Source organism: Pseudomonas sp. GNP014 (genome assembly GCF_054344005.1).
Genome location: NZ_JBTGUS010000001.1, coordinates 2,283,320 through 2,307,932, shown reverse-complemented (window position 1 = coordinate 2,307,932; position 24,613 = coordinate 2,283,320). Strand labels below are relative to the sequence as shown.

Sequence of the window (24,613 nt, the reverse complement as noted above, 5' to 3'; positions counted from 1 at the left end):
TGTGGCGAGGGAGCTCGCCACAGGTTCACGGCGGTATTCGACGAATTACCGTACACCCTCAGCGCGCAGGGCCGATGGCGTGTAGTCGGCCGCCTTGGCTTCGAAGCCGAATTCGAAGCTGTGCTTCTCTTCGTTCTTCATCCCCAGTGCAATGTAACGGCCGGCAATGATGTCGTAGAGCGCCTCGAGGGTGTAGGCCTGGGCCTGGTGATCGTAGTAGTACTGAGCATGCCCCTCGGCGACGCGCCACAGTTGCCCGCGACCGTCATAGTGGTCGGCAAGAGCCACCTGCCAGCTGTCTTCGTCGATGTACATGTGGCGCTTGGCGTAGATGTGCCGCTCGCTCGGTTTGACCGTGCCGATCACTTCCCACACGCGGTGCAGTTCATAACGCGTCAGATCCTGATTGATATGCCCAGCCTTGACGATGTCGTCGTACTTGAGCTTCGGCGAATCGAGCTTGTAGCTGTTGTACGGAATGTACATTTCCTTCTTGCCGACCAGTTTCCAGTCGTAGCGATCCGGGGCGCCGGAGAACATGTCGAAGTTGTCCGACGTGCGCAGGCCATCAGCCGCAGTGCCCGGGCCGTCATAGGCCACTTGCGGTGCGCGGCGCACCCGGCGCTGACCGGCGTTGTAGATCCATGCCAGACGCGGCTCCTTCACCTGATCGAGGGTCTCGTGCACCAGCAGTACGTTACCGGCCAGACGTGCCGGCGCGGTCACCGACTGCTTGAAGAAGGTCAGGACATTGGCGGCTTTTTCCGGATCGAGATCCTTCATCAGTTGCGGCACGGCGATCTCCTCTTCGAAGCGGATCGGCGTGTAGCTGCCATTGGTCTGTGGCGTCACCTGAGTGATGATCCGCCGCAGGTTGCCGCCGTGATAGCGGGTGATGTGGTTCCACAACACCTCAACACCATTCTTCGGAATCGGAAACGCGTAGTAACGGTTGCCGGTGAAATTGGCCAGGCCGTTGCCCTCATTGATGCTGGTCACGTTGAGTGCGCTGCGCTTGGCCGACTCATAGATTTCCGGCGGCACCGCGACCGTGCGGTGGGTCGGGTAGACCGGGATCCTGTAGGTTTCCGGGTAACGTTTGAACATCGCCACCTGGCCGTCGGAGAGCTTGTTTTTGTACTGATCGACGTTCGCCGCGGTAATGATGAACAACGGTTTTTCATTGGCAAACGGATCAGCGAGGAAGCCTTTGCTGTCTACCGCCCCGGCATTTTTCGGAATGCCGCCGGTCCAGGCCGGAATCGAGCCGTCAGCGTTGCCGGCCTTCTCGGCACCCAGCGGAGTGAGGCTGGTACCCAGCTTGTTGGCCTCATCCGGCGACACCGCCGCCATCACGTTGGCCGCCAGCAGACTGAGGGCGAGGACACCACATTGCAGAATCATTTTGCGCATTGCATTCATCCTTCTCGGGCAGATCAGAAGTTCACGCCGAAGCTCAGGGCCACGAAGTCACGGTCTTCGAGGACGTTGTAGTCACCGCCGAAAAAGTCGGTGTAACTCAGGCTTGCGGTGTAGGTGTTGCGGTAGTCGGCATCGACGCCGACGCTGATCGCTTTCGCGCCTTCGTTGAACAGGCCGTTGGGGCCGTAACCGGCAACGTCATGCGACCAGGACAGGTTGGGTTTGAGGTTGATCCCGCCGATCACGTTGGCGTAATCGAGGATCGCCCGCGCGCGATAGCCCCACGAGGTCGAGGTGACGAAACCGTCGGTATCGCCGCCGAAACCGTACTGCCCATACACCGAGTCACGGCCATAACGCAGCTTGTTGCGCGACTCCAGGCCGCCGACCCGCACCACCGCGGCTTCACCCACCAGGGTCAGACGTTGAGCGCCCCAGACCTGATCGAAGAAGTGCGTGAGCGTGCTCTGGACTTGCGTGACTTCTTTACGGCGATAGCCCTTGTTGTCAGAACCCGGTGTGGTGGCGATCGGTGACGCGGCACCGCCGGCAATCGGGTTTAGCAGCGCCAGTGTCAGGTCGTTGGTGTTGACCTGCACCGGAGCGTTGGGCCGGTAGCTGATCTCGCCGGTCCACGCGGTGCCGGTCGGCAACGTGGTCGAAAAACTCGCACCGTACAGACGAATGTCTTCAGGGTATTCGAGGTAGTACTGGCCACGTCCGAGCATCACACTTTGCGCCAGTCCCGAACCGCTGCCGGGGGCCAGACGGTTGGCGATGCCGACCATACCCGGCAATGCCGCCAGGGTCGAAAGCCCCGCGGTGGTGGTCCCCACCGTGGGTGTGCGGCTGTGGTAATTCATGAAGTAGAGGCCGTACTCGGTGTCGTCACCGAGCCAGCGCAATGCCGTGCCCCACTGGCCGGAATCCCGTGCATCGCGGTCACCGCCACGGGGTACCACCACGCCTTCGCGAGTTACCTGAATGCCTTGACCAAAGGCTTGGGTCAACGGCACAAACGGTGCAATCGCAGGGCTGCCGACGGTGTAGTTGTTGTTGCACCCGTCCGACGCCACATCGACACCGAAGAACGTGCCGCAGTTGTCGAGAACCGTCTGATCCCACTCCAGTTGATAGAAACCTTCCACCGAGAGTTTGTCGGTGAGGCTTTGCGAGCCGAACAGCATGTTCACCGGAATCAGGCCTTCCTTGATCTCGGCACCGGGGCGCCGAAACGCCGAAACGTCGATCGGGTTGATGCTGTTGATCGAGTTGCCGATGAAGGTACTTTCACCCCAACTGACCACTTGCTTGCCGGCGCGCACAGTGCCCGGCAAGTCCGCGATGGAATAGTTGTGATAAACGAACGCATCGAGAATCTGCGCCCCGGAGGACTTCGCGCCTTCCTTGCGGCCGCTGTCGCTGATCGGCTTGAACTCGCGGTCTTCGTCCTTGAGTTCGAAGTCGTACCAATACTTGCCACGCACGAACACACCGGTGTCGCCGTACTTCAATTCGAGGTCGTGGATGCCTTTGAAGATTTTCGAAAAGGTCTCACCCTTCTTGAAGTTCAAGCGTCCGTCATCACCGGTCGAGGATTGTCCGGTCCCACCGTTGACTGTGCCGACCAGCGACTTATCGGCATCGCGCATGCCCCAACTCGCACCGATCGACAGCGACGAGTCGAACGTCCCCTCGATTTCCCCGATATTGAACGAAACCGCCTGCGCCTGAGCACAGCAACCCAAAGCCACCGCGGCTGCCAGCGCCTGCGGTGTGAAGATGGCGCGCATTGTTTTTGTTGTCATGCGTCTTCCCCGGTGAGTGACAGAAGGCCCCACCCTACTGCCGGGTGACCGGGTCGATAAGCGCACCAAGGAGGTATTCGTGTTGTCGCTCGAAAGGATGAATGCCCTTGCGGAACGGGCCTTTGCGCGAGCCATGGATTGGCTGGATGGAGGATCATCAGTACCGCGCATGAAGCCGGTGGGGCGAGATGACTGTTACATGCCCCGTAACAGTGCATGTCAGAGATCGGTATTTTTCCTACAGGCTCAACACCTTATTCTGAGCGCGCTTTCAGGCAATACGCCGAAAAGCACGAAGCCAGCTACGCTGAGTCATGGAAGCGACTGGCAACAGATTTCAGATGAATCGAGATGTCGGTTCATCGCCCCGGTGTTCACTGACGTTGATTTGTAGCTCCTTGATCCAACGTCTTACCTTGGCCGCTGCGTTTGCAGCGGCCTTTTTTATGGCTGTTGAAAAACCATTCCCTAAGACTTGCAAACACTTTCCGAGAACAACGTCGGACCTTTCCTGCTGCGTAAGCGAATTCTCCCCGCTTTGTGATTAGTCGGCGAAAATCCTCTCAAAACAACACCCTGTTACTTACGGGCTTCTCAGATTTTGTAACAGCGACTCTGATGTAACTTGAAACACCTCAATCACTCGCTGGTGACACGGACGTCACTATCGGCCGCGCTGACTTGCCAGCAAGTTATCACGCACATTCAAAAGGACATGAATATGCAAAGACCTCCACCCCTGATGCTTGATGAAATCCGCAAGCAAGATGAAGTGTTTTTCAAGAATCTGTTGAAAGGAGGTCAGCAATGAGCATCGTCGAGCAAATAGTAAAAAATGAATCTGTAGAAGATGTACTAACCGTGTTCGCACTCGGCTCCGCTATACCATCCCTAGACAGAATGTTCGGACGCTACAGGTCCGAAGTTATTGCAAGCGGCGAATTGCTTGAAACCTATGCACGACTCTTCGAGCGAGGCATTTTAGCCAATGGCAGCGGACCAGTCGCCGTCAAAGGGCCTAACTGGCGAGCGCCCAGATTCATGACTGACAACACGTATTCTTAAGTAGCAACGCAGGCCACCAAGCCCAAACCTGGTGGCCTCCCCTCTTAAAGCGAATACTTCTGCAAATTCGCCATCATTTCCTTCAGCGCCTCAATATTGTCCTTCGGATGCGCCGCCCCCTCGAAATCGCAAATCTGCTGCCAGTGCGCCGCGACATCTTCCGGCGAGAAACCCACCCGCGGATCAAACCCGGCCCCGAGGCTGCGCTCCCAGCGCACCTTGCCCATCCAGCCGCCACCGACCTCGAACAGCCCGGAGGTTTCCTGGCATTGCTCGCTGGCCAGATACACCACCAGCGGGCTGACCAGTTCTGGCTTCAATTGCTCGAACACTTGCGGCGGGATCAGCCCCTCGGTCATGCGCGTGCCGCCGGTAGGCGCGATGGCGTTGACCAGGATGTTGTTCTTGCGACCCTCGATGGCCAGCGTGCGCGTCAGGCCGTAGAGGCCGAGCTTGGCCATGCCGTAGTTGGACTGGCCAAAGTTGCCGTAGATGCCCGAGGTCGAGGCGGTGAAGATCACCCGGCCGTAGTTTTGCTCGCGCAGGTGCGGCCATGCGGCGCGGGTGACTTTGTAAGCGCCTTCGACATGGACGCGATAGACCAGATCCCAGTCGGCATCGTCCATCTTGTGAAAGGTCTTGTCGCGCAGGATCCCGGCGTTGTTGACCACCACATCGACCCGACCGAAGGCATCGAGGGCGTTCTGCACCAGTTTGTCGCCGTCGGTGACGGAGTCGTGGTTGGCTTCGGCAATGCCGCCGGCCTCGCGGATTTCCGCCACCACGCGATCAGCGGCGGAAGCGTTGGCGCCTTCGCCCTGAGTCGAGCCGCCAAGGTCGTTGACCAGCACTTTGGCGCCTTGTCTGGCGAACAGCAGCGCGTGAGCCCGTCCGAGGCCACCACCGGCTCCGGTGACGATCACGACTTTATCTTCGAAACGCACAGACTCATTCATCGGAGCAACTCCAGCAGGCCAATGGGACATTGATCCCGAGTGTCAGGCACGGGGCTTCGGGTCACAATGAACACGGCTGAGGCTGAATGGTGCGCGATAAGGTTGGGGGATAGTGAAAAGGATGAGACACCCTGTGGCGAAGGCGCTTGCTTCCGCCGGGGCGCGGAGCAGCCCCCGATCCTGAGCTCGCAATTGAAAAGGGCCAGAAGATTACGACGGCGGCGCAGCCAAGCGGGACGGTGCGGCAAGCTCCCTCGCCACAACCGTTCGCTCAAGCGTACGGAGATTTCATGAACACGCCACCTTGCGCGGCGGCAACACCAGGCGATCACGGAACGCCAGATAGTGCTTGAGCACCTGCACCGGCGCTTCGGTCTGCGGATAGTGGCCGATGCCTGGCAGCAACACCATGTCGGCGTCCGGAATCAGCTCGCGGTAACGCTCGACCATGTGCGCACCGGAGATCGGATCGAACTCGCCATCAATCACCCGCATCGGCACTTCACCACGTTGCATCGCAGCGACCCAGCGATCACGTTGCACGCGACGTTCGGGAATGTAGCCGATCAGCTTGTGCATGATCCATGGCCCGTGATTGCTGTCGATCAGACTCCAGAAATCGTCCAGCTCACTTTCACTCGGAGCGGTCTGCGGACCGAAGATCTGGCGGAAGCTTTTCACCAGTGCGTCGCGGGTGAACGCGCGCCCGATCATCCAGCCCAGCGGGCTGAGCAGTAGCTTCTGCATCAGCACCGGGCGATGGGTTTCCGGAAACAGGCCGCCGTTGAGAAATACACAACTGGCCATCTCGAACGTGCCTTCGCCATGGCGGGCGAGCAGTTCCTGAGCGACGCTGTCGCCGTAATCGTGTGCCAGCACATGCACCGGTTGCTCGACCTGCAAATGCACGAGCAAGGCCTGCTGCAGATCGGCCTGCTCCAACAGGCTGTAGGTGTGATTCAGGGGTTTGGCCGAGTCGCCGAAACCGAGCATGTCACAGGCAATTACCCGATATCGCTGAGCCAATGGCTGCCACAGGTAATGCCAATCCCAACTGGCGGTCGGAAAACCGTGGATCAACAGCAGCGGTTCACCCTGCCCCGCCACCCAGTAGCGGATCGAATGCCCACGAAAGACAAACGTCTGGCTGCGTTTACGCCAGACACACAGAGGAATCTCGGCAAGAGGCATTAGAGTTTATATCCGGGGTCTTGTTTATCGAGTTTGCGTAGCAGCGCCGGCCAGGCCAGCGCGCCACCCATGCCTTGAGCGCTTTTGGTGACGCCGGCGATCATCGCTTTGGCGCCCGCCAGAATCTGCGGTTCGATGGCGATCAGTTGCGCCCCGCCGGTCCGCGCCATGACCTGAATGTCGCAGGCGCGCTGGAAAGTGAACATCATCAGAAAGGTATCGGCGATGGTGCCACCGCAGGTCAGCAGACCGTGGTTATGCAACATCAGGAAATTGCTTTCGCCGAGGTCGGCCTGCAACCGCGCCTTCTCTTCGTGATTCAGCGCGACCCCTTCATAAGCGTGATACGCCAGGCTCGAGAGAACAAACAGCGACTGCTGACTGATCGGCAACACGCCCTGCTTTTGCGCCGACACCGCAACACCGGAGGCGGTGTGCGTATGCAGCACGCAAACCACATCGTGCCGCACTTCGTGCACGGCGCTGTGAATCGTGTAGCCGGCCGGGTTGATTTCGTAGGGACTGTCCATGAGTTTGTTGCCGGCCTGGTCGACTTTCACCAGGCTTGAGGCAGTGATCTCGTGAAACATCAGGCCGAACGGATTGATCAGGAAATCTTCGGTGCCCGGGATCTTGGCGGAAATATGGGTGAAGATCAGATCGTCCCAGCCATGCAGCGCGACCAGACGATAACAGGCGGCGAGATCGACACGGGTCTGCCACTCGGCAGCACTGACCTGGTCTTTGACATTAAGGGACGATTGGACGGGGGCTACGCTCACTGTATGCACCTCTGCGTTCTTATTGTTCTGCACGTGTCAGCAGTCTAGTCAGGCGCAAAGGATCGTGTAGTTGCATTGCCAGCCAGCTTGATGACTGAGCGGGTCAGCCATGCAAACACCTTGGATCCATGTCAAAGCAACGACGCCAGCAAAGGCGCGGCAAACAGATTCAACAGCCCGGTAAGCACCATCACCAGCCCGGCGACAGAACCTTCTTCACCGCCGACTTCGTGCGCCCGGCTGACCCCGGCACCGTGGGCGCCGACACCGAACAAGGCGCCGCGTGCGAGCGCACTGCGCAACGGCAACCACTTCAACAGAACGCCGCCGAGCATTGCGCCGAACACGCCCGTAAACATCACGAACACCGCCGTCAGTTCCGGCACGCCACCGAGATCCTGCGCCAGTGGCATGGCGAATGGCGTGGTGATCGAACGAGGCACCAGCGACAGGGTCACCGAACTGTCCAGCGCCAGTGCCCTGGCCAGACCGAACGAGGTGGCGATCGACGCCGCACTGCCGGCGACCATGCCGAGCAGCAACGCCGACCAATGCCGCATCAACAATCGCCGTTGCTGCCAGATCGGCACGGCGAAGGCCACAGTCACCGGCCCCAGTACAAGCATCAGCCAATGGGTGTTGCTCGCATATTCGGCATACGCGGTGTGCAGCGGCACCGCGAGCGCCAGCAACAACCCCGGCACCAGAATCAGCGGCGACAGCACGTAGCGTCCGGTGCGTCGATAAATCCAGCGGCTGAACAGGTACGCCAACAGAGTGAAGACGAGCCAGAACATCGGCATCCATTCAAGCTTCATGGGAACGCCTCATGCGCACGGCCAGTTCCACGGTGAACGCGGTGACCAGCATCACCATCAAGGTACTGGCGGCGATCACCAACAGGATGCGCCAGCCGTCATGGCGCAGCAGCGCGCCGTAATCGAGCAGGCTCATCAACGCCGGAATAAAGAACAACAGCATTTCCGCCATCAGCAATCCGGCGCCCAATTGCAGCGCCGCCGGTTTCACCCAGCCGCAGGCGAACGCCAGCAGCAACAGGGCCATGCCGATGACGCCACCGGGAATCGGCCACGCCAGCCACGCGGCCAACTGGCAACCGAGCAGATAAAGACTCAGCAACACGGCGAGTTCGGCGAGCAGACGGAAAAGGTGTTTGAGGGCGACGGTATTCATGCTTTTGCTCCTGACAGGCCGTTATTTTACGAACCGGCCTGGCATCCCAAAAGCGAATTGTTAGACTTGCAGCCATTCCACTTTGGAATCACAGCTATGGAATTCAAACAACTGCGCAGCTTCGTCGAAGTCATGCACCAGGGCGGTTTTACCCAAGCCGCAAAAACCTTGCACATCAGCCAGTCAGCGGTGAGCAAGCAGGTGGCCCAACTGGAACAGAGCCTTGGCACTCCGCTGCTCGAACGGCTCGGTTCGCACCTGCGCCTGACAGCCGCCGGCAGCGTGGTGCTGCAACGGGCCGAAGGCATGTTGCGTTTGCGCAATGAACTGCTGAACGAACTGGATGATCTCAGCCATCTGGCGCGCGGCGAGTTGCGCCTGGGCTTGCCGCTATTGGGCAGCGATGCGCTGTTTGCCGGGGTGTTTGCCGAATACCGGCGGCGTTATCCGAACATCAGCATTCAGTTGCTTGAAGGCGGTAGCCGCCATATCGAGCAAGCGGTGTTGAACGGTGAACTGGAACTGGGCGGCAGTCTGTTGCCCAAGGACCCACAGTTCGACTGTCAGCCTTTTTGCGATGAGCGACTGGACGCCTTGCTGCCCGCTGATCACCCATTGGCTGCGCGCGGCGAGATTGGCCTGGAAGAATTGGCCGATACGCCCTTCCTGCTGTACCAGCGCAGCTTCGTGCTCAACGACCGTTTACTGCAGGCCTGCCAGCAAATGGGCTTTACCCCGAAAGAAGGAGGCCGCAGCGGTCAGGCGGATTTTCTCGCCGCACTGGTGGCCGCCGGACAAGGCGTGGTGCTGTTGCCCAGCGTGGTGGCGCGCGGTCTGGTGCGGCCAGGGGTGGTGCGCCTGACCTTGCGGGCGCCGGATTATCTGCGCTGGGATATCGCGTTCATCTGGCGCCAGGGGGCTTATCTGTCAAAAGCGGCTCAGGCATGGCTGGCGCTGTTGCGCGAGCGCGGGATCAACCCTTGAGTGCAACGATCAACTCCGCCAGCCAAGGCTCTGAGTCGGTTTCCGGGGTGACGCTTTCGCTGGCGTCGATGCGCAGCATGTCTTGCACTTCACGCACGCCCAACTCGGCAAACAACTCACGTATTTGCTCACCGCCGCCGCAGAACGTGTCGCCATAACTGGCGTCGCCCAAGGCGATCACCGCGCCAGGCAAACCACGCCACGCGGCGGGCAATTGATCGCGAATCGTCGAGTACAGCGGTTGCAGGTTGTCTGGCAACTCGCCCATGCCGGTGGTCGAGGTCACGGCAAGAAACGCTTGCGGGCCGAACGCCTGGATATCGGCCAGACTGGCGCGGGCGTTGTAGAAGGTTTCAAAACCGGCTTCTTTCAGCAAGTTCTGCACGTGGCGGGCGACTTCTTCGGCGGTGCCGTAGACCGAACCGGAGAGGATGGCGACTTTCATCAATCTGATCCTGAAACTGAAAAAAAGAGCGGCGATAGTAACAGTCTGGACGCCGAAGTTACGATTGGCTCTCAATAGGGACTGATGGCCTATAGACAGCCTCTACCGATCTTCTAGAATGCCTGCCACTGATAACTCTGAAAGGATTCAAGGATGATCAACGCCAGTTTGCTGCAAATGGTGATCAACGCATCGAATGACGGGATCGTGGTCGCCGAAAAGGAAGGTGAGCAGGACAACATCCTGATTTATGTGAACCCCGCTTTTGAGCGCCTGACCGGCTACACCAGCGAGGAAATTCTCTATCAGGACTGCCGCTTCCTGCAGTCTGGAGACCGTGACCAGGAAAACCTGGCGCTGATTCGCGACGCCCTGCGCAACGGTGGCGCGTGCCGCGAGATCCTGCGCAACTATCGCAAGGACGGCACGCCATTCTGGAATGAACTGTCACTGTCGACGGTGAAAAACGCCGATGACGGGCAGACCTATTTCGTCGGCGTGCAAAAAGATGTGACGGTGCAGGTCAAGGCGCAACAGCGTGTTGCACAATTGGAGGCCCAAGTCGCCGCTCTGCAAACCGAACTGGCAGCGGTGAAAGCGACGAACGGTGCAAACAAAACTGCGAACTAATGGTCATTAACTACAATCACCAATGACTTTGTAACTATTCCCTTCGAGCTAACCATGCAGCGCGACGCCCTCCTGACCCAGGATGAGCTGGATTTCATCCAGACCATGCAGCACAACCCGCAACTCAATGTGCGGGATGCAACGTCGAGCCTGCTGGTCAATGGTGGTTCGCAGATTCGTGATTTGCTCACGCGCCTGGCCGCTCATGAGCAAGTCACCATTCAGGCCAACTTCGAAAACCAACAGATGACCTTCCCGTTGCATCTGGTCGAAGACGAGTTTCACGCGCTGCATCTGCGTCTGGGTGTGCCGAGCATTTACGAAGACGGACCGATGGTGCGCCCGTGGCGCCTGACGCTGGAAGAACCGGTGGCTCTGGAAAACGCCAAAGGCCAGCCGGGAACGATGTGGGTGCACGAGGTTTCGCACAAAGGCGTGCTGCTGGAGATGCGCAACAAGACCAAACCGCCCAAGCATTTCGCCCTGTGGTTCAGCCCTTCGGGGTATGAGCGGATTTCATTGCGTGGCAACTTCGAGCGTGAAACCGAGCACGGTTTCTACGCCTACGAACTGAGTCAGACCGATGCCGATGAAACCGAGCGTCTGCGCCAGTTCATCCTGCAACAACATCGTTTGACCCACCCCGCCCTGCACACCTGATTTCAGGTATCGAGTGTCCCCGAGAGAAACTGGTTCAGACGCTGACGCATGGTTGCCCCTTCGTTGCCAATACAGCCGATCGAGCTGCCCGCCAGACTGTCCTGCGCCAGATCCGACGCATCCCCCGCCAGCAGCAACTGACAATCGAGACTCAATGCCAGGCGGTTCAAACGCCTTGGCAATTCGGCACCCGGCGCGTGATTGGAAAACAGCACCAGAACCTGCGGTTTGATTTTCTCGCAGACCAGGGTCAATTCGTCGAACGGCTGGCCGGTGGTCAATACCCGCACACCGGATTCACTGCTGCTGAGAAACAGCGCGGCCACCAGCAACTCGAGTTCACGACACTGACCGGCCAAGGCACTGACGATGATCTTGCGCGGTTGTGAGCCACGCAACACGATGATTCGCTGCAACACCCGTGAGCGCAGATAGCCATCCAGAAACAGCCACTCGCTGGTTTGCCCGAACGCTTCCTGACGCTGCAACAGTTGCCGCCACAGCGGCATCAGAATGTCCTGGAACACCACCGGCAACGCGTACGAGGAAAAGATCTGCCCATAGACCCGATCCAGCTCGATGTCGTCGAACGCACTCACGGCACTCTGCAACTGGTGCTGCCATTGCTGGTAGTCGGCCTGGACCAGATCATCGGGAATAATGTGCGCCAGCGCTTTCAAGGGCTCGGTCTTGGCGAGGATCTTGCCGATTTTGCTGACGGCCACCCCGCGGTCGATCCATTCGACAATGTTGCGAACACGCTCGATATCGGTCATCGAATACAGCCGATGCCCACTTTCGGTGCGCGTGGGCTGAATCAGACCATAGCGCCGTTCCCAGGCACGCAGGGTCACCGGGTTGACGCCCGTCAGGCGCGAGACCTCACGTATGGGAAACAGGTCTTCGCGCTCAAGCGCAACAGATGCCTGGGAAACAGGGCTAAGGTCCGTCATGACAGGCATTCTGCATCTACGTCCATACTATTAAATTGGATCCTATTCTAACCCCGCACACCTGATTGCGTTCAAGTGTCGATCTGCGACGAAAGTCGCTGGTTAAATCGCTAAATTCAGGAATAATCCTTGCTTGTTGCAAAACGCAGGCCTCTACCCCGGCCTGCGTCAGGCGAAATTCCTACCCGGAGTGACGCATTCGAAATACGGAGATACATAATGTCTACTTCCCCCGTTACGCTGATGGTCGCGCGTCGCGTTGCTGATGGTCGCTATCAGGACCTGATCGCCTGGCTTCGTGAAGGCGAACAACTGGCGACCGACTTTCCCGGTTACCTCGGCTCCGGTGTATTGGCGCCTCCACCCGGCGACAACGAATTCCAGATCATTTTCCGCTTTGTCGACGAGCAGACCCTGCATGCATGGGAGCACTCGGCGTCGCGCACCGCCTGGCTGGAACGCGGCAGCGATCTGTTTGCCCACCCGAAAGAACACCGGGTCAGCGGCATCGAAGGCTGGTTCGGCGCCGCCGGCCAGCGTCCGCCGCGCTGGAAGCAGGCTGTCGCCATCTGGCTGGCATTCTTTCCCGTGTCATTGCTGTTCAATTTCGTGCTGGGCCCTGCGCTCGCGCCAATGGGCCTGCTGCCGCGCGTATTGATCAGCACGGCGTGCCTGACGCCATTGATGGTTTACTTCTTCATTCCGCTGTCGACGCGGTTGCTGGCCGGCTGGCTGAATAGCATTCCGGCACGCCGACTGCCGGTGGAACCGGTATCTGAAAACCGTTGACTCCCCGCTCTCACTCAAGCCACAAAGCTCGTCCTGCAATAGGAGTACAAGGCACGTCGCTGTTATAGTTTTTGCTCTGACTGCGACGTGAGCCGTTCATGACCTCAACCTCCGCCCCGATTCTCATCACCGGTGCCGGCCAGCGTGTCGGTTTGCACTGCGCGCAACGTTTGCTTGAAGACGGCCACCGCGTCATCTTCACCTATCGCACTGAACGTCCGGGGGTGCAGGCATTGCGGGATCTGGGCGCCGTCGCAGTGTTTGCGGACTTTTCCAGCGAAGCCAGCATTCTCGCCTTCATCCAGGCACTGAAAACCCACACCGACCGTCTGCGCGCCATTGTCCATAACGCCTCCGAATGGCGGGCGGAAACCCCGGACCACGAAGCCGAAGCCTTCGTGCGGATGATTAACGTGCACATGCTTGCGCCGTATCTGATCAATCTGCACTGCGCCGACCTGCTCAAGCAATCGACGCCAGCGGACATCATCCACATCAGTGACGACGTCACCCGCAAGGGCAGCAGCAAGCACATCGGCTATTGCGCGAGCAAAGCCGGGCTCGACAGCCTGACGCTGTCGTTCGCCGCGCGTTATGCGCCGGCGATCAAGGTCAACGGTATCGCTCCGGCCCTGCTATTGTTCAATCCCGACGACGATGCGGCGTACCGTGCCAAGGCACTGGCGAAATCCGCGCTGGGCATCGAGCCCGGCAGCGAAGTGATCTACCAGAGCCTGCGCTATCTGCTCGACAACCCTTATGTCACCGGCACAACCCTGACCGTCAACGGCGGAAGGCACGTCAAGTAAGCCTTGCTGCGAGGATGATCCATGACCCGCTCCCTGCCCGAGCACTACCGCGACATCCTGATTGGCCTCGGTGAAGATCCCGACCGCGAAGGATTGCTCGACACACCGGTGCGTGCGGCCAAGGCCATGCAATACCTGTGTCACGGCTATGTGCAGAGCGTCGACGAGATCGTCAACGGCGCACTGTTTGCCTCGGACACCGACGAGATGATCATCGTCGCTGACATCGAGTTGTACTCATTGTGCGAACATCACCTGCTGCCCTTCATCGGCAAGGCCCATGTGGCTTATATTCCGACAGGCAAGGTGCTGGGGCTGTCAAAGATTGCGCGACTGGTGGACATGTTCGCCCGACGCCTGCAGATTCAGGAAAACCTCACCCGGCAAATTGCCGATGCGGTGCAACAGGTCACCGACGCCGCCGGTGTCGCCGTGGTCATCGAGGCCAGACACATGTGCATGATGATGCGCGGTGTCGAAAAACAGAATTCAACCATGAACACCTCGGTCATGCTCGGCGCCTTTCGCGACTCGAGCAACACCCGCCAGGAGTTCCTGCAATTGATTGGACGGAGCAAGTAAATGCCACAACTTCAACCAGGAATGGCGCGCATCCGGGTCAAGGATCTGCGCTTGCGCACCTTTATCGGGATCAATGAGGACGAGATCCTCAACAAGCAGGATGTGCTGATCAACCTGACCATCCTGTACGCCGCGCAGGAAGCGGTACGCGACAACGATATTGATCACGCGCTGAACTACCGCACGATCACCAAGGCGATCATCGCCCACGTCGAAGGCAACCGCTTTGCGTTGCTGGAGCGCCTGACCCAGGAATTGCTCGATCTGGTGATGAGCAACACGTCGGTGCTGTACGCCGAAGTCGAAGTCGACAAGCCGCACGCGCTGCGCTTTGCCGAATCGGTGTCGATCACCCTCGCGGCAAGCCGCTGAGCTTCAAGCTTCGAGCTGCAAGCGTTAAGCTAACGGCCGACCCCGATCCAATCTTGCAGCTTGAAGCTTGCCGCTCAAAGCTGTCTCGCAGAGATTCCCATGACTGAGCAACAACGCCTCGAACTCGAAGCCGCCGCCTTCCGCCGGCTGGTCGCCCACCTGGACAGCCGCAAGGACGTGCAGAACATCGACCTGATGAACCTCGCCGGGTTCTGCCGCAACTGCCTGTCCAAGTGGTACAAGGCTGAAGCCGACGAGCGCCAGATCGAGGTCAGCCTCGACGACGCCCGTGAAGTGGTTTACGGCATGCCGTACGCCGAGTGGAAAGCCCAATACCAGCAAGAAGCCAACGCCGAACAACAGGCGGCGTTCGCCAAAGGAAAAACCCATGAGTGATTTGAATACCCTGCGCGCCAGCCTCAAGAGCGGCGAACACGTTTTCGCCGACACCCTGGCCTTTATCGCCGCCGGTTACGACTACCAGCCGCAAGCATTCAACAACGGCGGCGTGGAAAACGCCGCCGGGCAGAACGAAGGCTCGTGCAAGACCCTGGGTCTGGCGCTGCTGGAAGGTCTGAGTGACGAAGAAGCGCTGCTGGCGTTCGGCGAGCATTACCGCTCGGTGCTGGCGACGCCTGAGGGCAGTGATCACGGCAATATCAGGGCGTTGATCCAGCACGGGCTGGCCGGCGTCAAATTCACCGCTCAACCCCTGACCCGCCGCTGATTCCTACAATGTAACTGCGTTGCGCCATAAATAACGGGCATAAAAAAACCGGCCGAAGCCGGTTTTTTTGTGTCTGCGATTTAGAACGAAGCGTTCTGCAGACCGTCCAGGTAACGCTCGGTGTCCAGTGCCGCCATGCAGCCGGCGCCGGCCGAGGTGATGGCCTGGCGGTAAACGTGGTCAGCCACGTCACCGGCGGCGAAGATGCCTTCAACGCTGGTGGCAGTGGCGTTGCCATCGCGGCCGCCCTGCACCACCAGGTAACCGTCTTTCAGGGTCAACTGGCCTTCGAACAGCGAAGTGTTCGGGGTGTGGCCGATGGCGATGAACACGCCGTCGACCTTGATTTCGTCGAAGCTACCGTCGTTGTTCTTCAGGCGCGCACCGGTCACGCCCATGTTGTCGCCCAGCACTTCGTCGAGGTTGGCGTTCAACTTGAGGATGATCTTGCCTTCGGCCACACGGGCGTTGAGCTTGTCGATCAGGATCTTCTCGGCGCGGAAGGTTTCGCGACGGTGGATCAGGGTCACGGTGCTGGCGATGTTGGCCAGGTACAGTGCTTCTTCAACAGCGGTGTTGCCGCCGCCGACCACTGCAACAGGCTTGTTGCGGTAGAAGAAGCCGTCGCAGGTCGCGCAAGCCGAAACGCCTTTGCCCATGAACGCCTCTTCCGACGGCAGACCCAGGTAGCGAGCGCTGGCACCGGTGGCGATGATCAGGGCGTCGCAGGTGTAGGTCGCGCTGTCGCCGGTCAGGGTGTACGGCTTGGCGGCAAAGTCTACGGCGTTGATGTGATCGAAAACGATCTCGGTTTCGAAACGCTCGGCGTGCTCGCGCATCCGCTCCATCAGCGCCGGGCCGGTCAGGCCGTGAACGTCACCCGGCCAGTTGTCGACTTCGGTCGTGGTGGTCAGTTGACCGCCGGCCTGCATGCCGGTGATCAGCAGTGGCTTGAGGTTGGCACGGGCGGCATAAACCGCAGCGCTATAACCGGCAGGGCCGGAACCGAGAATAATCACTCGCGAATGACGGACTTCAGACATGACCTGCTCCTGTTGACCGGGCCGAAACACTGGCGCGGAACGCCGGACTGCCGGCGGGAATAAAAAAGGACTGTGGATAACCTTGGGGAAGGCATGAGCTCGACAGTCCTGTAAAAAGTTGGGTGCAGCGTATCGAGGGGGGCAAGATTAAGGAAATACGGTTTAACAATCCAGCTCATAGGTGGTCTCTATGCGCAGACACTGACGAGATGGACGTCTTTGTTACAGTGAATGTCGATCGCTCTGCCGCGCTTTCCCGCTTGGTGCAAAGTCGGTAAGGTCGGCGCGTTTTCCCTTGCTCGGAGCACCTTATGCCCGCACCCGTTCTGTCCGGCCCGCAATACCTGCGCGAAGGCCTCAAACTGGTTCTCAGCCCGGGCCTGCGCCTGTTCGTGTTGTTGCCACTGGCGATCAACCTGGTGCTGTTCGTCGGATTGATCTATCTGGCCGGCCATCAGTTCAGCCTGTGGGTCGATACGCTGATGCCATCGCTACCCGAGTGGCTGAGTTTCCTCAGCTACATTCTTTGGCCGTTGTTTGTGGTGCTGGTCGCACTGATGGTGTTTTTCACTTTCACCATGCTGGCCAACGTCATCGCCGCGCCGTTCAACGGTTTTCTCGCGGAAAAAGTTGAAGTGGTGGTGCGAGGTACTGATGATTTCCCGGCGTTCAGCTGGGGCGAACTGATCGCGATGATCCCGCGCACCCTCGCCCGGGAAATGCGCAAGCTCGGCTACTTCCTGCCCCGGGCGATCGGCCTGTTCATCCTCTCGTTCATCCCGGTGGTGAACATCGTCGCCGCGCCGCTATGGCTGCTGTTCGGCGTGTGGATGATGGCGATCCAGTACATCGACTACCCGGCGGATAACCACAAACTGGGCTGGAACGAAATGCTTGCCTGGTTGCGCCAGAAGCGCTGGCAGAGCATGAGTTTTGGCGGGATTGTCTATCTGGTGCTGCTGATTCCGGTGGTCAACATCCTGATGATGCCGGCGGCTGTCGCTGGCGCAACGCTGTTCTGGGTGCGTGAGCGTGGTGCCGAGAATCTGGTGACTCAGCGCTGACACCGCGTCACAAATCCATCATCCGAACGTCACAAGCACGACATGGCCTCAGTCGACACTGAGGTCATGACGACAGCTCTACATATCACTCTGATCAGCGAAACCTTCCCACCGGAAATCAACGGGGTGGCCAATACCCTTGGCCGCTTGTGCGATGGCTTGCGCGCGCGCGGCCACCAGGTTGAACTGGTGCGCCCGCGTCAGGCCGGTGATCCGCAGCGCAGTCAAGATGACGCGCTGCTGCTCTGCCGCGGCTGGCCGTTGCCGGGGTATCCGGGGCTGCAATGGGGCCAGTCGTCGATGCACAAACTGCTGCGACGCTGGAAACGTCAGCGCCCCGATGTGCTGTATATCGCCACGGAAGGCCCGCTGGGGTTGTCGGCGCTGCGGGCGGCGCGGCGCCTGGGAATCTCGGTGGTCAGCGGTTTCCACACCAACTTCCAGCAATACACCAGCCAGTATGGCCTCGGCCTGCTGACGCGGATGCTCACGCATTATCTGCGCTGGTTTCACAATCGCTCGGCCATGACGTTGGTGCCGAGCGTCAGCCAGCGCCTGGAACTGGAGCGGCGGCATTTCGAGCGGTTGGCGCTGTTGTCGCGCGGTGTCGACAGTCAGTTGTTTCATCCGAGCAAGCGCCTGAACGCCCTGCGTGAGCAATGGGGACTGAGCGAGCACGACGTTGCCGTCATTCACGTAGGACGACTGGCGCCGGAGAAGAACCTGGGTCTGCTCAAACGCAGCTTTGAACAACTGCGCAGCACCTATCCACAGCGCAATCTGAAAATGATCGTGGTCGGCGACGGCCCGCAGCGCACGGCCCTGGAAAAGGAGCTGCCCGAGGCGATTTTCTGCGGTTCGCAGCGCGGCGAAGCGTTGGCCGCGCACTATGCATCCGGTGACATGTTTCTGTTTCCGAGCCTGACCGAAACCTTTGGCAATGTCGTGCTGGAAGCCTTGGCTTCAGGCCTTGGCGTGGTGGCTTACGATCAGGCGGCCGCCGCCCAGCATATTCGCCACGGTTACAACGGCGTGCTGGCCATGCCCGGCGATGAGCAGGCCTTTTGCGAAGCAGCGGCGTGGTTACTGGAGGAAGAAGAGACGTTGCGTTGTGTGCGCCTGAATGCGCGGCAGCACGCGAGTCGCCAGCGCTGGCCGGCGGTTGTCGAGCAGTTTGAAAAGCATTTGCGCGGGGCTTGTGTGGGGGAGCAAGTGGTGCCGAATGCGCAGACATTGCCCTGATTCTTTGCTGACGTTAGAACTGCCTTCGCGAGCAAGCTCGCTCCCACAGGGGATCTCCAGTGAACACAAATTTTGTGAACAGCAGAGAAACCTGTGGGAGCGAGCTTGCTCGCGAAGGGGTCAGTGAGAGCGCCGCTTAAACCAGCGTCATCAACGCCTCACGGCTGAACGGCAGAATGTCCTGTTCACGCCCCTCGCGGACTTTCTGTGCCCAGTCCGGATCCACCAGCAGCGCACGCCCCACCGCGACCAGATCGAACTCTTCCTTATTCAAACGCTCCAGCAAGTTCTCGAGACTGGCCGGCTGCGCGACCTTGTCGGTGTTGACCATGAACTGCAGGAACTCGCCATCCAGGCCGACGCTGCCAACGGTGATGGTCGGCTTGCCGGTCAGCTTGCGGGTCCAGCCGGCCAGGTTCAGTTCGGAACCGTCGAATTCCGGCTCCCAGAAGCGGCGCGTCGAGCAGTGGAAAATATCCACGCCGGCGTCAGACAGCGGCTTGAGGAACTCACCCAGCGCTTCCGGGGTTTGCACCAGACGCGCCGTGTAGTCCTGCTGTTTCCATTGCGAGAAACGGAAGATGATCGGGAAGCCTTCACCGACCGCTGCACGTACTGCCTGAATCAGCTCGATGGCGAAACGCGAACGGTTGGCCAGGCTGCCGCCGTATTCATCGGTGCGCTGGTTGCTGCCTTCCCAGAAGAATTGGTCGATCAGATAACCGTGGGCGCCGTGGATCTCCACGCCGTCCATGCCGATGCTTTTGGCGTCTTTGGCCGCTTGGGCGAAGGCTGCGATCACATCCTGAATGTCTTGTTTAGTCATGCCGTGCACCACGACCTGACCGTCCTTGAGTTTTTCCGACGGACCGTAACCCGGCACGCTGGCATCCGGCTCGGTACCGATGCGACGTACGCTGCCGACATGCCACAGTTGCGGAACGATCTTGCCGCCTTCGGCGTGAACCGCATCGACGACCTTCTTCCAGCCGGCCAATGGCGCGTCGCCAAAGAATTGCGGCACGTTCGGATAGCCGTTAGAGGCAATGTGGCCGACGGTGGTGCCTTCGGTGATGATCAGGCCGACGCCGGCCGCGGCACGACGACGGTAGTACTCGATGACTTTGGAGTTCGGTACGCCGCCCGGGGAAAACGAGCGGGTCATCGGCGCCATGACCACACGGGTCGGCAGTTCGAGGGCACCGAGGTGGAACGGTTTGAACAAGGCTTGGACCGGCATTGGAAACTCCGCAGGGAATGGCTTTATGACGGCGATAATATGGAGTGTTACAAGCCTTGAACAGCATTATTGATTTGGGTGATCAAGGATCAGAAACGAAAAGATCGCAGCACCGGCAGGCCCCAGCAGGCGCCGCCGAAGGCTGCGATCTTTTGATCTTGCTGTGTCAGCTCAGCGCTTTTTCAATCGCATGAACAATGGTCGGATCATCCGGCGCCGTGCGCGGCGAGAACCGGGCCAGCACGCGGCCGTCCTTGCCGAGCAGAAACTTTTCGAAATTCCAGGTGATGTCACCGGGAAACTCCGCACCCTCGCCCGCCAGCAAGCGGTAGAGCTGATGACGATCGTGACCGTTGACTTCGAGCTTGCTCGACAAAGGAAACGTCACGCCGTAGTTGAGGCTGCAGAACTCTTTGATTTCCTGCTCGGTGCCCGGCTCCTGGCCGGCGAACTGGTTGCACGGCAGGCCCAGCACACTGAAGCCCTTGCCCTTGAATTGCTGATAGAGGTTTTCCAGCGCCGCGTACTGAGGGGTCAAGCCGCATTTGGAGGCGACGTTGACCACCAGCACGACTTGGCCCTTGAAAGGCGCCAGCGGTAGCTCCTGACCATCCAGGGCTGTCAACTTAAGGTCGTGAAAAGCACTCATGACGTACTCCAGGATTCCCGTGTTCTACTCGAAACAGCCACTTGGCGAGACCACCAAGGACAGCCGCGGACTAAAAAGGCGCCCACAGGCGCCTCTCCAGTACTCGAAGCTTAGCGCAGAAAATCAGTGGTGATGGCCACCTTCGCCATGGACGTGGCCATGAGCGACTTCTTCCTGGCTGGCGTCACGCACAGCAACGACCTTCACCTTGAAGTTCAGGCGCTGACCGGCCAGTGGGTGGTTGCCATCAACCGTCACGTCATCGCCGTCCAGATCACGGATGGTCACGATCTGCATCTGGCCGTCCGGCGCCGAAGCGTGGAACTGCATGCCGACTTCCAGCTCGTCGACGCCTTCGAACATGCTGCGGCTCAGGGTGCTGACCAGTTCGGCAGCGTATTCGCCGTAAGCGTCTTCCGGCTCGACGGAGACTTCCAGCTCGTCACCGACAGCTTTGCCTTCCAGGGCTTTTTCCAGGCCCGGGATGATGTTGCCTGCGCCTTGCAGGTAGACCAGCGGAGCGCCGCCGGCGGAGCTGTCGATGACCTCACCAGCGTCGTTGGTCAGGGTATAGTCGATGGAGACAGCCTTATTGGCGGCGATCAGCATGGGGCGAGACCTTTTGCATAAGAATATAGAAAGGCCAAGTTTAGCGAAGCAATCGCGCGAAAGCGAACACAACCCGGACAAACGGGATTCGACGATTGCCGGCTTCCATCAGGATGAGGACGGCCATTGGGTCGTTGAGCTTTCCTGCGGCCACACGCAACACCTGCGTCACCAGCCGCCGTGGCAATCACGGGCGTGGGTGCTCGACCCGGCGCAACGTATTGAAAAAATAGGCCAACCCTTTGCCTGCGGTTGGTGCGCACAAGGCGTGGTTAGCGATAACCTTGGCAACTGAATTTCGGCAGATTGTCAGAGATAGATGATCGCCATTGCCATGCACCCTTAGAGAATCCGCATGCAAACTTTTTTTATCGCGCCCACCGATTTTGGTGTGGGTCTGACCTCCATCAGCCTCGGGCTGGTACGTACGCTTGAGCGCGCCGGGCTGAAGGTCGGCTTCTTCAAACCGATTGCCCAGCCGCACCCGGGCGACACCGGCCCCGAGCGCTCCACTGAACTGGTGGCGCGCACCCACGGCCTGAAACCGCCGCAACCCTTGGGCCTGGCCCACGTCGAGCGCATGCTGGGCGATGGGCAGCTCGATGAACTGCTCGAAGAAATCATCACCCTCTATCAGCAAGCCGCCGTCGGCAAGGACGTGCTGGTCGTCGAAGGCATGGTGCCGACGCGCAGCGCCAGTTACGCCGCGCGGGTCAACCTGCACCTGGCCAAGAGCCTGGATGCCGAGGTGATTCTGGTCTCGGCGCCGGAAAACGAAGTGCTCGCCGAACTGTCCGGCCGCGTCGAGTTGCAGGCGCAATTGTTCGGTGGCCCGAAGGATCCGAAAGTCCTTGGCGTGATCCTCAACAAGGTCAAGACCGAGGAGAGCATGGACGCCTTCGCCGCACGTCTGAAGGAACATTCGCCGTTGCTGCGCAGCGGTGATTTCCGCCTGCTCGGCTGCATTCCGTTTCAGCCGGAACTCAACGCGCCGCGCACCCGCGACGTCGCCGATCTGATGGGCGCACAAGTGCTCAACGCCGGCGACTGCGAAACCCGGCGCATGACCAAAATCATTATTTGCGCACGGACCATGCGCAACACCGTCGAGCTGCTCAAGCCCGGCGTGCTGGTGGTGACCCCGGGCGATCGCGACGACATCATCCTCGCCGTCAGCCTCGCGGCGATCAACGGCGTGCCGCTGGCCGGCCTGCTGCTGACCAGCGACACCCTGCCCGATCCGCGCATCATGGACTTGTGCCGTGGCGCGTTGCAGGCCGGTCTGCCGGTGTTGTCGGTGAGCACCGGCTCGTACGACACCGCCAATCTGCTCAACGGCCTGAACAAGGAAATCCCGATTGATGACCGCGAGCGCGCGGAGATCATCACCGATTTCGTCGCAAGCCATCTCGATGCCAAGTGGCTGCACCAGCGTTGCGGCACCCCACGGGAAATGCGCCTGTCGCCGGCGGTGTTCCGCTATCAGTTGATCCAGCATGCGCAAGCGGCGAACAAACGCATCGTCCTGCCCGAAGGCAGCGAACCGCTCACCGTGCAGGCAGCGGCGATCTGCCAGGAACGCGGGATCGCCCGTTGCGTGTTGCTGGCAAAACCTGCAGACGTCGAAGCTGTGGCGCGCGCGCAGGGCATCGTGTTGCCGCCGGGGCTGGAAATCCTCGATCCGGATCTGATTCGCGAGCGTTACGTCGAACCGATGGTTGCCTTGCGCAAGAGCAAAAGCCTCAACGCACCGATGGCCGAACAGCAACTGGAAGACACCGTGGTGATCGGCACCATGATGCTCGCCCTCGATGAAGTCGACGGACTGGTGTCCGGGGTGATCAACACCACCGCCAACACCATCCGCCCGGCCCTGCAGCTGATTAAAACAGCACCGGGCTGCACGCTGGTGTCGTCGGTGTTCTTCATGCTCTTTCCTGAAGAAGTGCTGGTCTACGGCGACTGTGTGATGAACCCGCACCCAAGCGCTGCGGAACTGGCCGAGATCGCCCTGCAAAGCGCCGACTCGGCAGCGGCCTTCGGCATCACCCCGCGCGTGGCGATGATCAGCTATTCCAGCGGCGAATCGGCCAGCGGTGAAGAAGTCGAGAAAGTCCGTGAGGCCACCCTGCTCGCCCACGAACAACAGCACTCGTTGCTGATCGACGGCCCACTGCAATACGACGCCGCCGCCAACGCCGATGTTGCCCGGCAACTGGCGCCGAACAGTCAAGTGGCCGGTCGCGCCACGGTGTTCGTGTTCCCTGACCTGAACACCGGCAACACCACGCACAAAGCCGTGCAGCGCAGCGCCGATTGCGTCAGCCTCGGCCCGATGCTGCAAGGCCTGCGCAAACCGGTGAACGATCTGCCGCGCGGCGCGCAGGTCGATGACATCGTCTACACCATCGCCCTGACCGCGATTCAAGCCGCCAACCGACCTATGGATGTGTAAATGCTGGACTTTCTCCCTGCACCGTTGCGCGGTGTGATCGCCTCGCTGCTGTTGGCACTCAATACAATTCTGCTGTGCTCGTTTCTGTTCTGCGTGGCGCTGATCAAAGTGCTGCCGTTCGACCTCGCACGACGCGCCTCGTTGTGGCTGATGAGCCACACCCACGAAGCCTGGATCAGTAACAACAAGGCCTGGATGAACCTGGTACGGCGCACGCGCTGGCATATCAGCGGCCTGCAAGGCCTGGACTACCAGCACTCGTATCTGATCACCAGCAACCACCAGAGCTGGGTCGACATTCTGGTGCTGCAATACGTGCTCAACCGCAAGATCCAACCGCTGAAGTTCTTCCTCAAGCAGGAGTTGATCTGGGTTCCGGTGATCGGTCTGGCGTGGTGGGCGCTGGGCTTTCCGTTCATGAAGCGCTACTCCAAGGCCTACCTGGAAAAGCACCCGGAAAAGAAAGGCAAAGACCTGGAAACCACACGCAAGACCTGCGCGAAGTTTCGCGACAATCCGGTGGGGATTTTCAACTTCGTCGAGGGCACACGCTTCACTGAAGGCAAGCATGCGCAGCAGCAGTCGCCGTTCAAATATTTGCTCAAGCCCAAGGCTGGCGGGATCGCCTTTGTGCTGGATGCGATGGGTGAACAACTGGAGTCGATCGTCAACGTGACCATCCACTACCCGGCCGGCCGTCCGGGGTTCTGGGATTTGCTCTGCGGCAATGTGCGCGATGTGGTGGTGCACTTTGAAGAGCTGCAGATTCCGCAGCAATTCATTGGCAAGAACTACGACCAGGACGGCGAATATCGCCTGCAGTTTCAGGGCTGGATCAATCAGCTTTGGCTGGACAAGGACGCGTTGCTCGAACAGATGCACCGCGAATACCCAGCGAGGTCTTGAGGCGCCTTTTCCGGCCTCATCGCTGGCAAGCCAGCT

The 24,613-nt window shown here is 59.7% G+C and carries 28 protein-coding genes; 15 read left to right on the top strand and 13 right to left on the bottom strand.

The window, feature by feature from the left end:
- Window positions 1-45: 45 nt before the first annotated feature.
- Window positions 46-1,413, bottom strand: a complete 1,368-nt coding sequence (locus ACXX9E_RS10265) for a DUF1329 domain-containing protein (protein WP_458555384.1) — start codon at window positions 1,411-1,413, stop codon at window positions 46-48.
- A gap of 23 nt (window positions 1,414-1,436) precedes the next feature.
- Window positions 1,437-3,230, bottom strand: a complete 1,794-nt coding sequence (locus tag ACXX9E_RS10260) for a DUF1302 domain-containing protein (protein ID WP_458555383.1) — start codon at window positions 3,228-3,230, stop codon at window positions 1,437-1,439.
- An 807-nt stretch (window positions 3,231-4,037) separates the two neighbouring features.
- Between ACXX9E_RS10260 and ACXX9E_RS10255 the strand changes: the two genes are divergently transcribed.
- Window positions 4,038-4,295: an immunity protein gene (locus ACXX9E_RS10255; RefSeq protein ID WP_186745563.1), complete on the top strand. Its 258-nt coding sequence runs from the start codon at window positions 4,038-4,040 to the stop codon at window positions 4,293-4,295.
- A gap of 44 nt (window positions 4,296-4,339) precedes the next feature.
- On the opposite strand, the gene ACXX9E_RS10250 is transcribed toward ACXX9E_RS10255, so the two are convergent.
- The 5 genes from ACXX9E_RS10250 to ACXX9E_RS10230 all read right to left on the bottom strand — a co-directional run bounded on the left by ACXX9E_RS10250 (window position 4,340) and on the right by ACXX9E_RS10230 (window position 8,418).
- Window positions 4,340-5,251, bottom strand: a complete 912-nt coding sequence (locus ACXX9E_RS10250; RefSeq protein WP_123464741.1) for an SDR family oxidoreductase — start codon at window positions 5,249-5,251, stop codon at window positions 4,340-4,342.
- 288 nt (window positions 5,252-5,539) lie between these two features.
- A complete protein-coding gene (locus ACXX9E_RS10245) occupies window positions 5,540-6,442 on the bottom strand; it encodes an alpha/beta fold hydrolase (RefSeq protein ID WP_458555382.1) in 903 nt (300 codons plus the stop codon).
- Window positions 6,442-7,224: a class II aldolase/adducin family protein gene (locus tag ACXX9E_RS10240; protein ID WP_458555381.1), complete on the bottom strand. Its 783-nt coding sequence runs from the start codon at window positions 7,222-7,224 to the stop codon at window positions 6,442-6,444. The genes ACXX9E_RS10245 and ACXX9E_RS10240 overlap by 1 nt, the downstream gene beginning before the upstream one ends.
- A 131-nt stretch (window positions 7,225-7,355) precedes the next feature.
- Window positions 7,356-8,042: an LrgB family protein gene (locus ACXX9E_RS10235; RefSeq protein WP_128615109.1), complete on the bottom strand. Its 687-nt coding sequence runs from the start codon at window positions 8,040-8,042 to the stop codon at window positions 7,356-7,358.
- On the bottom strand, window positions 8,032-8,418 hold the full coding sequence (locus ACXX9E_RS10230) for a CidA/LrgA family protein (protein WP_123464733.1): 387 nt from the start codon (window positions 8,416-8,418) through the stop codon (window positions 8,032-8,034). The genes ACXX9E_RS10235 and ACXX9E_RS10230 overlap by 11 nt, the downstream gene beginning before the upstream one ends.
- Before the next feature lie 96 nt (window positions 8,419-8,514).
- Between ACXX9E_RS10230 and ACXX9E_RS10225 the strand changes: the two genes are divergently transcribed.
- Window positions 8,515-9,402 carry a LysR family transcriptional regulator gene (locus tag ACXX9E_RS10225; RefSeq protein ID WP_128615110.1) on the top strand — a complete coding sequence of 296 codons (888 nt, stop codon included), beginning with the start codon at window positions 8,515-8,517 and terminating at the stop codon, window positions 9,400-9,402.
- On the opposite strand, the gene ACXX9E_RS10220 is transcribed toward ACXX9E_RS10225, so the two are convergent.
- Window positions 9,392-9,847: a flavodoxin gene (locus ACXX9E_RS10220; protein WP_123464729.1), complete on the bottom strand. Its 456-nt coding sequence runs from the start codon at window positions 9,845-9,847 to the stop codon at window positions 9,392-9,394. The two genes, ACXX9E_RS10225 and ACXX9E_RS10220, sit on opposite strands and share 11 nt — an antisense overlap.
- A 153-nt stretch (window positions 9,848-10,000) precedes the next feature.
- Between ACXX9E_RS10220 and ACXX9E_RS10215 the strand changes: the two genes are divergently transcribed.
- Both ACXX9E_RS10215 and ACXX9E_RS10210 read left to right on the top strand, forming a co-directional pair.
- Window positions 10,001-10,477, top strand: coding sequence for a PAS domain-containing protein (locus ACXX9E_RS10215; protein WP_123464727.1), 477 nt, complete (start codon window positions 10,001-10,003; stop codon window positions 10,475-10,477).
- Between the two features lie 54 nt (window positions 10,478-10,531).
- Complete coding sequence (locus ACXX9E_RS10210) at window positions 10,532-11,137, top strand: hypothetical protein (RefSeq protein WP_123464725.1); 606 nt, start codon at window positions 10,532-10,534, stop codon at window positions 11,135-11,137.
- Window positions 11,138-11,139: 2 nt separating this feature from the next.
- Here ACXX9E_RS10210 and ACXX9E_RS10205 read toward each other — a convergent pair whose 3' ends face one another.
- Window positions 11,140-12,099 (bottom strand): MerR family transcriptional regulator, encoded by a 960-nt coding sequence (locus ACXX9E_RS10205; protein WP_123464723.1) that lies wholly within the window; start codon window positions 12,097-12,099, stop codon window positions 11,140-11,142.
- Between the two features lie 210 nt (window positions 12,100-12,309).
- On the opposite strand from ACXX9E_RS10205, the gene ACXX9E_RS10200 reads away from it, so the two are divergent.
- The 6 genes from ACXX9E_RS10200 (at window position 12,310) to ACXX9E_RS10175 (ending at window position 15,369) form a co-directional block, all read left to right on the top strand.
- Entirely contained in the window at window positions 12,310-12,879 is a 570-nt protein-coding gene (locus tag ACXX9E_RS10200) for an antibiotic biosynthesis monooxygenase (RefSeq protein ID WP_128615112.1), read from the top strand.
- Window positions 12,880-12,977: 98 nt separating this feature from the next.
- The gene (gene folM / locus ACXX9E_RS10195; protein ID WP_123464719.1) at window positions 12,978-13,688 is read left to right on the top strand and encodes a dihydromonapterin reductase; all 711 of its coding nucleotides are present in this window, start codon (window positions 12,978-12,980) and stop codon (window positions 13,686-13,688) included.
- Between the two features lie 21 nt (window positions 13,689-13,709).
- Window positions 13,710-14,270 carry a GTP cyclohydrolase I FolE gene (gene folE / locus ACXX9E_RS10190; protein ID WP_458555380.1) on the top strand — a complete coding sequence of 187 codons (561 nt, stop codon included), beginning with the start codon at window positions 13,710-13,712 and terminating at the stop codon, window positions 14,268-14,270.
- Window positions 14,271-14,642 (top strand): dihydroneopterin triphosphate 2'-epimerase, encoded by a 372-nt coding sequence (gene folX / locus ACXX9E_RS10185; RefSeq protein WP_123464716.1) that lies wholly within the window; start codon window positions 14,271-14,273, stop codon window positions 14,640-14,642.
- Window positions 14,643-14,741: 99 nt separating this feature from the next.
- On the top strand, window positions 14,742-15,038 hold the full coding sequence (locus ACXX9E_RS10180) for a DUF1244 domain-containing protein (protein WP_123464714.1): 297 nt from the start codon (window positions 14,742-14,744) through the stop codon (window positions 15,036-15,038).
- Window positions 15,031-15,369: a HopJ type III effector protein gene (locus ACXX9E_RS10175; RefSeq protein WP_128615114.1), complete on the top strand. Its 339-nt coding sequence runs from the start codon at window positions 15,031-15,033 to the stop codon at window positions 15,367-15,369. The genes ACXX9E_RS10180 and ACXX9E_RS10175 overlap by 8 nt, the downstream gene beginning before the upstream one ends.
- An 80-nt stretch (window positions 15,370-15,449) precedes the next feature.
- On the opposite strand, the gene trxB is transcribed toward ACXX9E_RS10175, so the two are convergent.
- The gene (gene trxB / locus ACXX9E_RS10170; protein ID WP_003221727.1) at window positions 15,450-16,412 is read right to left on the bottom strand and encodes a thioredoxin-disulfide reductase; all 963 of its coding nucleotides are present in this window, start codon (window positions 16,410-16,412) and stop codon (window positions 15,450-15,452) included.
- Window positions 16,413-16,723: 311 nt separating this feature from the next.
- Between trxB and cysZ the strand changes: the two genes are divergently transcribed.
- A complete protein-coding gene (gene cysZ, locus ACXX9E_RS10165) occupies window positions 16,724-17,476 on the top strand; it encodes a sulfate transporter CysZ (RefSeq protein WP_011332493.1) in 753 nt (250 codons plus the stop codon).
- Between the two features lie 42 nt (window positions 17,477-17,518).
- Window positions 17,519-18,718 carry a glycosyltransferase family 4 protein gene (locus ACXX9E_RS10160; RefSeq protein ID WP_458555379.1) on the top strand — a complete coding sequence of 400 codons (1,200 nt, stop codon included), beginning with the start codon at window positions 17,519-17,521 and terminating at the stop codon, window positions 18,716-18,718.
- Between the two features lie 136 nt (window positions 18,719-18,854).
- On the opposite strand, the gene ACXX9E_RS10155 is transcribed toward ACXX9E_RS10160, so the two are convergent.
- The 3 genes from ACXX9E_RS10155 to ACXX9E_RS10145 form a co-directional block, all read right to left on the bottom strand.
- The gene (locus ACXX9E_RS10155; protein ID WP_123464704.1) at window positions 18,855-19,958 is read right to left on the bottom strand and encodes an NADH:flavin oxidoreductase; all 1,104 of its coding nucleotides are present in this window, start codon (window positions 19,956-19,958) and stop codon (window positions 18,855-18,857) included.
- A gap of 166 nt (window positions 19,959-20,124) precedes the next feature.
- Window positions 20,125-20,607: a glutathione peroxidase gene (locus tag ACXX9E_RS10150; protein WP_123464702.1), complete on the bottom strand. Its 483-nt coding sequence runs from the start codon at window positions 20,605-20,607 to the stop codon at window positions 20,125-20,127.
- Window positions 20,608-20,730: 123 nt separating this feature from the next.
- Entirely contained in the window at window positions 20,731-21,216 is a 486-nt protein-coding gene (locus tag ACXX9E_RS10145) for an FKBP-type peptidyl-prolyl cis-trans isomerase (protein WP_003221719.1), read from the bottom strand.
- Between ACXX9E_RS10145 and ACXX9E_RS10140 the strand changes: the two genes are divergently transcribed.
- Genes ACXX9E_RS10140 through yihG form a run of 3 tightly spaced genes read left to right on the top strand, consistent with a single transcriptional unit; the run spans window position 21,185 to window position 24,577 of the window.
- A complete protein-coding gene (locus ACXX9E_RS10140) occupies window positions 21,185-21,511 on the top strand; it encodes a DUF3565 domain-containing protein (RefSeq protein ID WP_123465978.1) in 327 nt (108 codons plus the stop codon). The genes ACXX9E_RS10145 and ACXX9E_RS10140 overlap by 32 nt on opposite strands.
- 60 nt (window positions 21,512-21,571) lie before the next feature.
- Window positions 21,572-23,671, top strand: a complete 2,100-nt coding sequence (gene pta, locus ACXX9E_RS10135) for a phosphate acetyltransferase (RefSeq protein WP_458555378.1) — start codon at window positions 21,572-21,574, stop codon at window positions 23,669-23,671.
- Entirely contained in the window at window positions 23,672-24,577 is a 906-nt protein-coding gene (yihG, locus tag ACXX9E_RS10130; RefSeq protein ID WP_123464698.1) for a 1-acylglycerol-3-phosphate O-acyltransferase, YihG family, read from the top strand.
- Window positions 24,578-24,613: the final 36 nt, after the last annotated feature.

Coding starts and splice junctions, on each gene's coding strand:
- ACXX9E_RS10265 (WP_458555384.1), bottom strand. CDS start 1,413: ATGCGCAAAATGATTCTGCAATGTGGTGTCCTCGCCCTCAGTCTGCTG.
- ACXX9E_RS10260 (WP_458555383.1), bottom strand. CDS start 3,230: ATGACAACAAAAACAATGCGCGCCATCTTCACACCGCAGGCGCTGGCA.
- ACXX9E_RS10255 (WP_186745563.1), top strand. CDS start 4,038: ATGAGCATCGTCGAGCAAATAGTAAAAAATGAATCTGTAGAAGATGTA.
- ACXX9E_RS10250 (WP_123464741.1), bottom strand. CDS start 5,251: ATGAATGAGTCTGTGCGTTTCGAAGATAAAGTCGTGATCGTCACCGGA.
- ACXX9E_RS10245 (WP_458555382.1), bottom strand. CDS start 6,442: ATGCCTCTTGCCGAGATTCCTCTGTGTGTCTGGCGTAAACGCAGCCAG.
- ACXX9E_RS10235 (WP_128615109.1), bottom strand. CDS start 8,042: ATGAAGCTTGAATGGATGCCGATGTTCTGGCTCGTCTTCACTCTGTTG.
- ACXX9E_RS10230 (WP_123464733.1), bottom strand. CDS start 8,418: ATGAATACCGTCGCCCTCAAACACCTTTTCCGTCTGCTCGCCGAACTC.
- ACXX9E_RS10225 (WP_128615110.1), top strand. CDS start 8,515: ATGGAATTCAAACAACTGCGCAGCTTCGTCGAAGTCATGCACCAGGGC.
- ACXX9E_RS10220 (WP_123464729.1), bottom strand. CDS start 9,847: ATGAAAGTCGCCATCCTCTCCGGTTCGGTCTACGGCACCGCCGAAGAA.
- ACXX9E_RS10215 (WP_123464727.1), top strand. CDS start 10,001: ATGATCAACGCCAGTTTGCTGCAAATGGTGATCAACGCATCGAATGAC.
- ACXX9E_RS10210 (WP_123464725.1), top strand. CDS start 10,532: ATGCAGCGCGACGCCCTCCTGACCCAGGATGAGCTGGATTTCATCCAG.
- ACXX9E_RS10205 (WP_123464723.1), bottom strand. CDS start 12,099: ATGCCTGTCATGACGGACCTTAGCCCTGTTTCCCAGGCATCTGTTGCG.
- ACXX9E_RS10200 (WP_128615112.1), top strand. CDS start 12,310: ATGTCTACTTCCCCCGTTACGCTGATGGTCGCGCGTCGCGTTGCTGAT.
- folM (WP_123464719.1), top strand. CDS start 12,978: ATGACCTCAACCTCCGCCCCGATTCTCATCACCGGTGCCGGCCAGCGT.
- folE (WP_458555380.1), top strand. CDS start 13,710: ATGACCCGCTCCCTGCCCGAGCACTACCGCGACATCCTGATTGGCCTC.
- folX (WP_123464716.1), top strand. CDS start 14,271: ATGCCACAACTTCAACCAGGAATGGCGCGCATCCGGGTCAAGGATCTG.
- ACXX9E_RS10180 (WP_123464714.1), top strand. CDS start 14,742: ATGACTGAGCAACAACGCCTCGAACTCGAAGCCGCCGCCTTCCGCCGG.
- ACXX9E_RS10175 (WP_128615114.1), top strand. CDS start 15,031: ATGAGTGATTTGAATACCCTGCGCGCCAGCCTCAAGAGCGGCGAACAC.
- trxB (WP_003221727.1), bottom strand. CDS start 16,412: ATGTCTGAAGTCCGTCATTCGCGAGTGATTATTCTCGGTTCCGGCCCT.
- cysZ (WP_011332493.1), top strand. CDS start 16,724: ATGCCCGCACCCGTTCTGTCCGGCCCGCAATACCTGCGCGAAGGCCTC.
- ACXX9E_RS10160 (WP_458555379.1), top strand. CDS start 17,519: ATGGCCTCAGTCGACACTGAGGTCATGACGACAGCTCTACATATCACT.
- ACXX9E_RS10155 (WP_123464704.1), bottom strand. CDS start 19,958: ATGCCGGTCCAAGCCTTGTTCAAACCGTTCCACCTCGGTGCCCTCGAA.
- ACXX9E_RS10150 (WP_123464702.1), bottom strand. CDS start 20,607: ATGAGTGCTTTTCACGACCTTAAGTTGACAGCCCTGGATGGTCAGGAG.
- ACXX9E_RS10140 (WP_123465978.1), top strand. CDS start 21,185: ATGGAGACAGCCTTATTGGCGGCGATCAGCATGGGGCGAGACCTTTTG.
- ACXX9E_RS10145 (WP_003221719.1), bottom strand. CDS start 21,216: ATGCTGATCGCCGCCAATAAGGCTGTCTCCATCGACTATACCCTGACC.
- pta (WP_458555378.1), top strand. CDS start 21,572: ATGCAAACTTTTTTTATCGCGCCCACCGATTTTGGTGTGGGTCTGACC.
- yihG (WP_123464698.1), top strand. CDS start 23,672: ATGCTGGACTTTCTCCCTGCACCGTTGCGCGGTGTGATCGCCTCGCTG.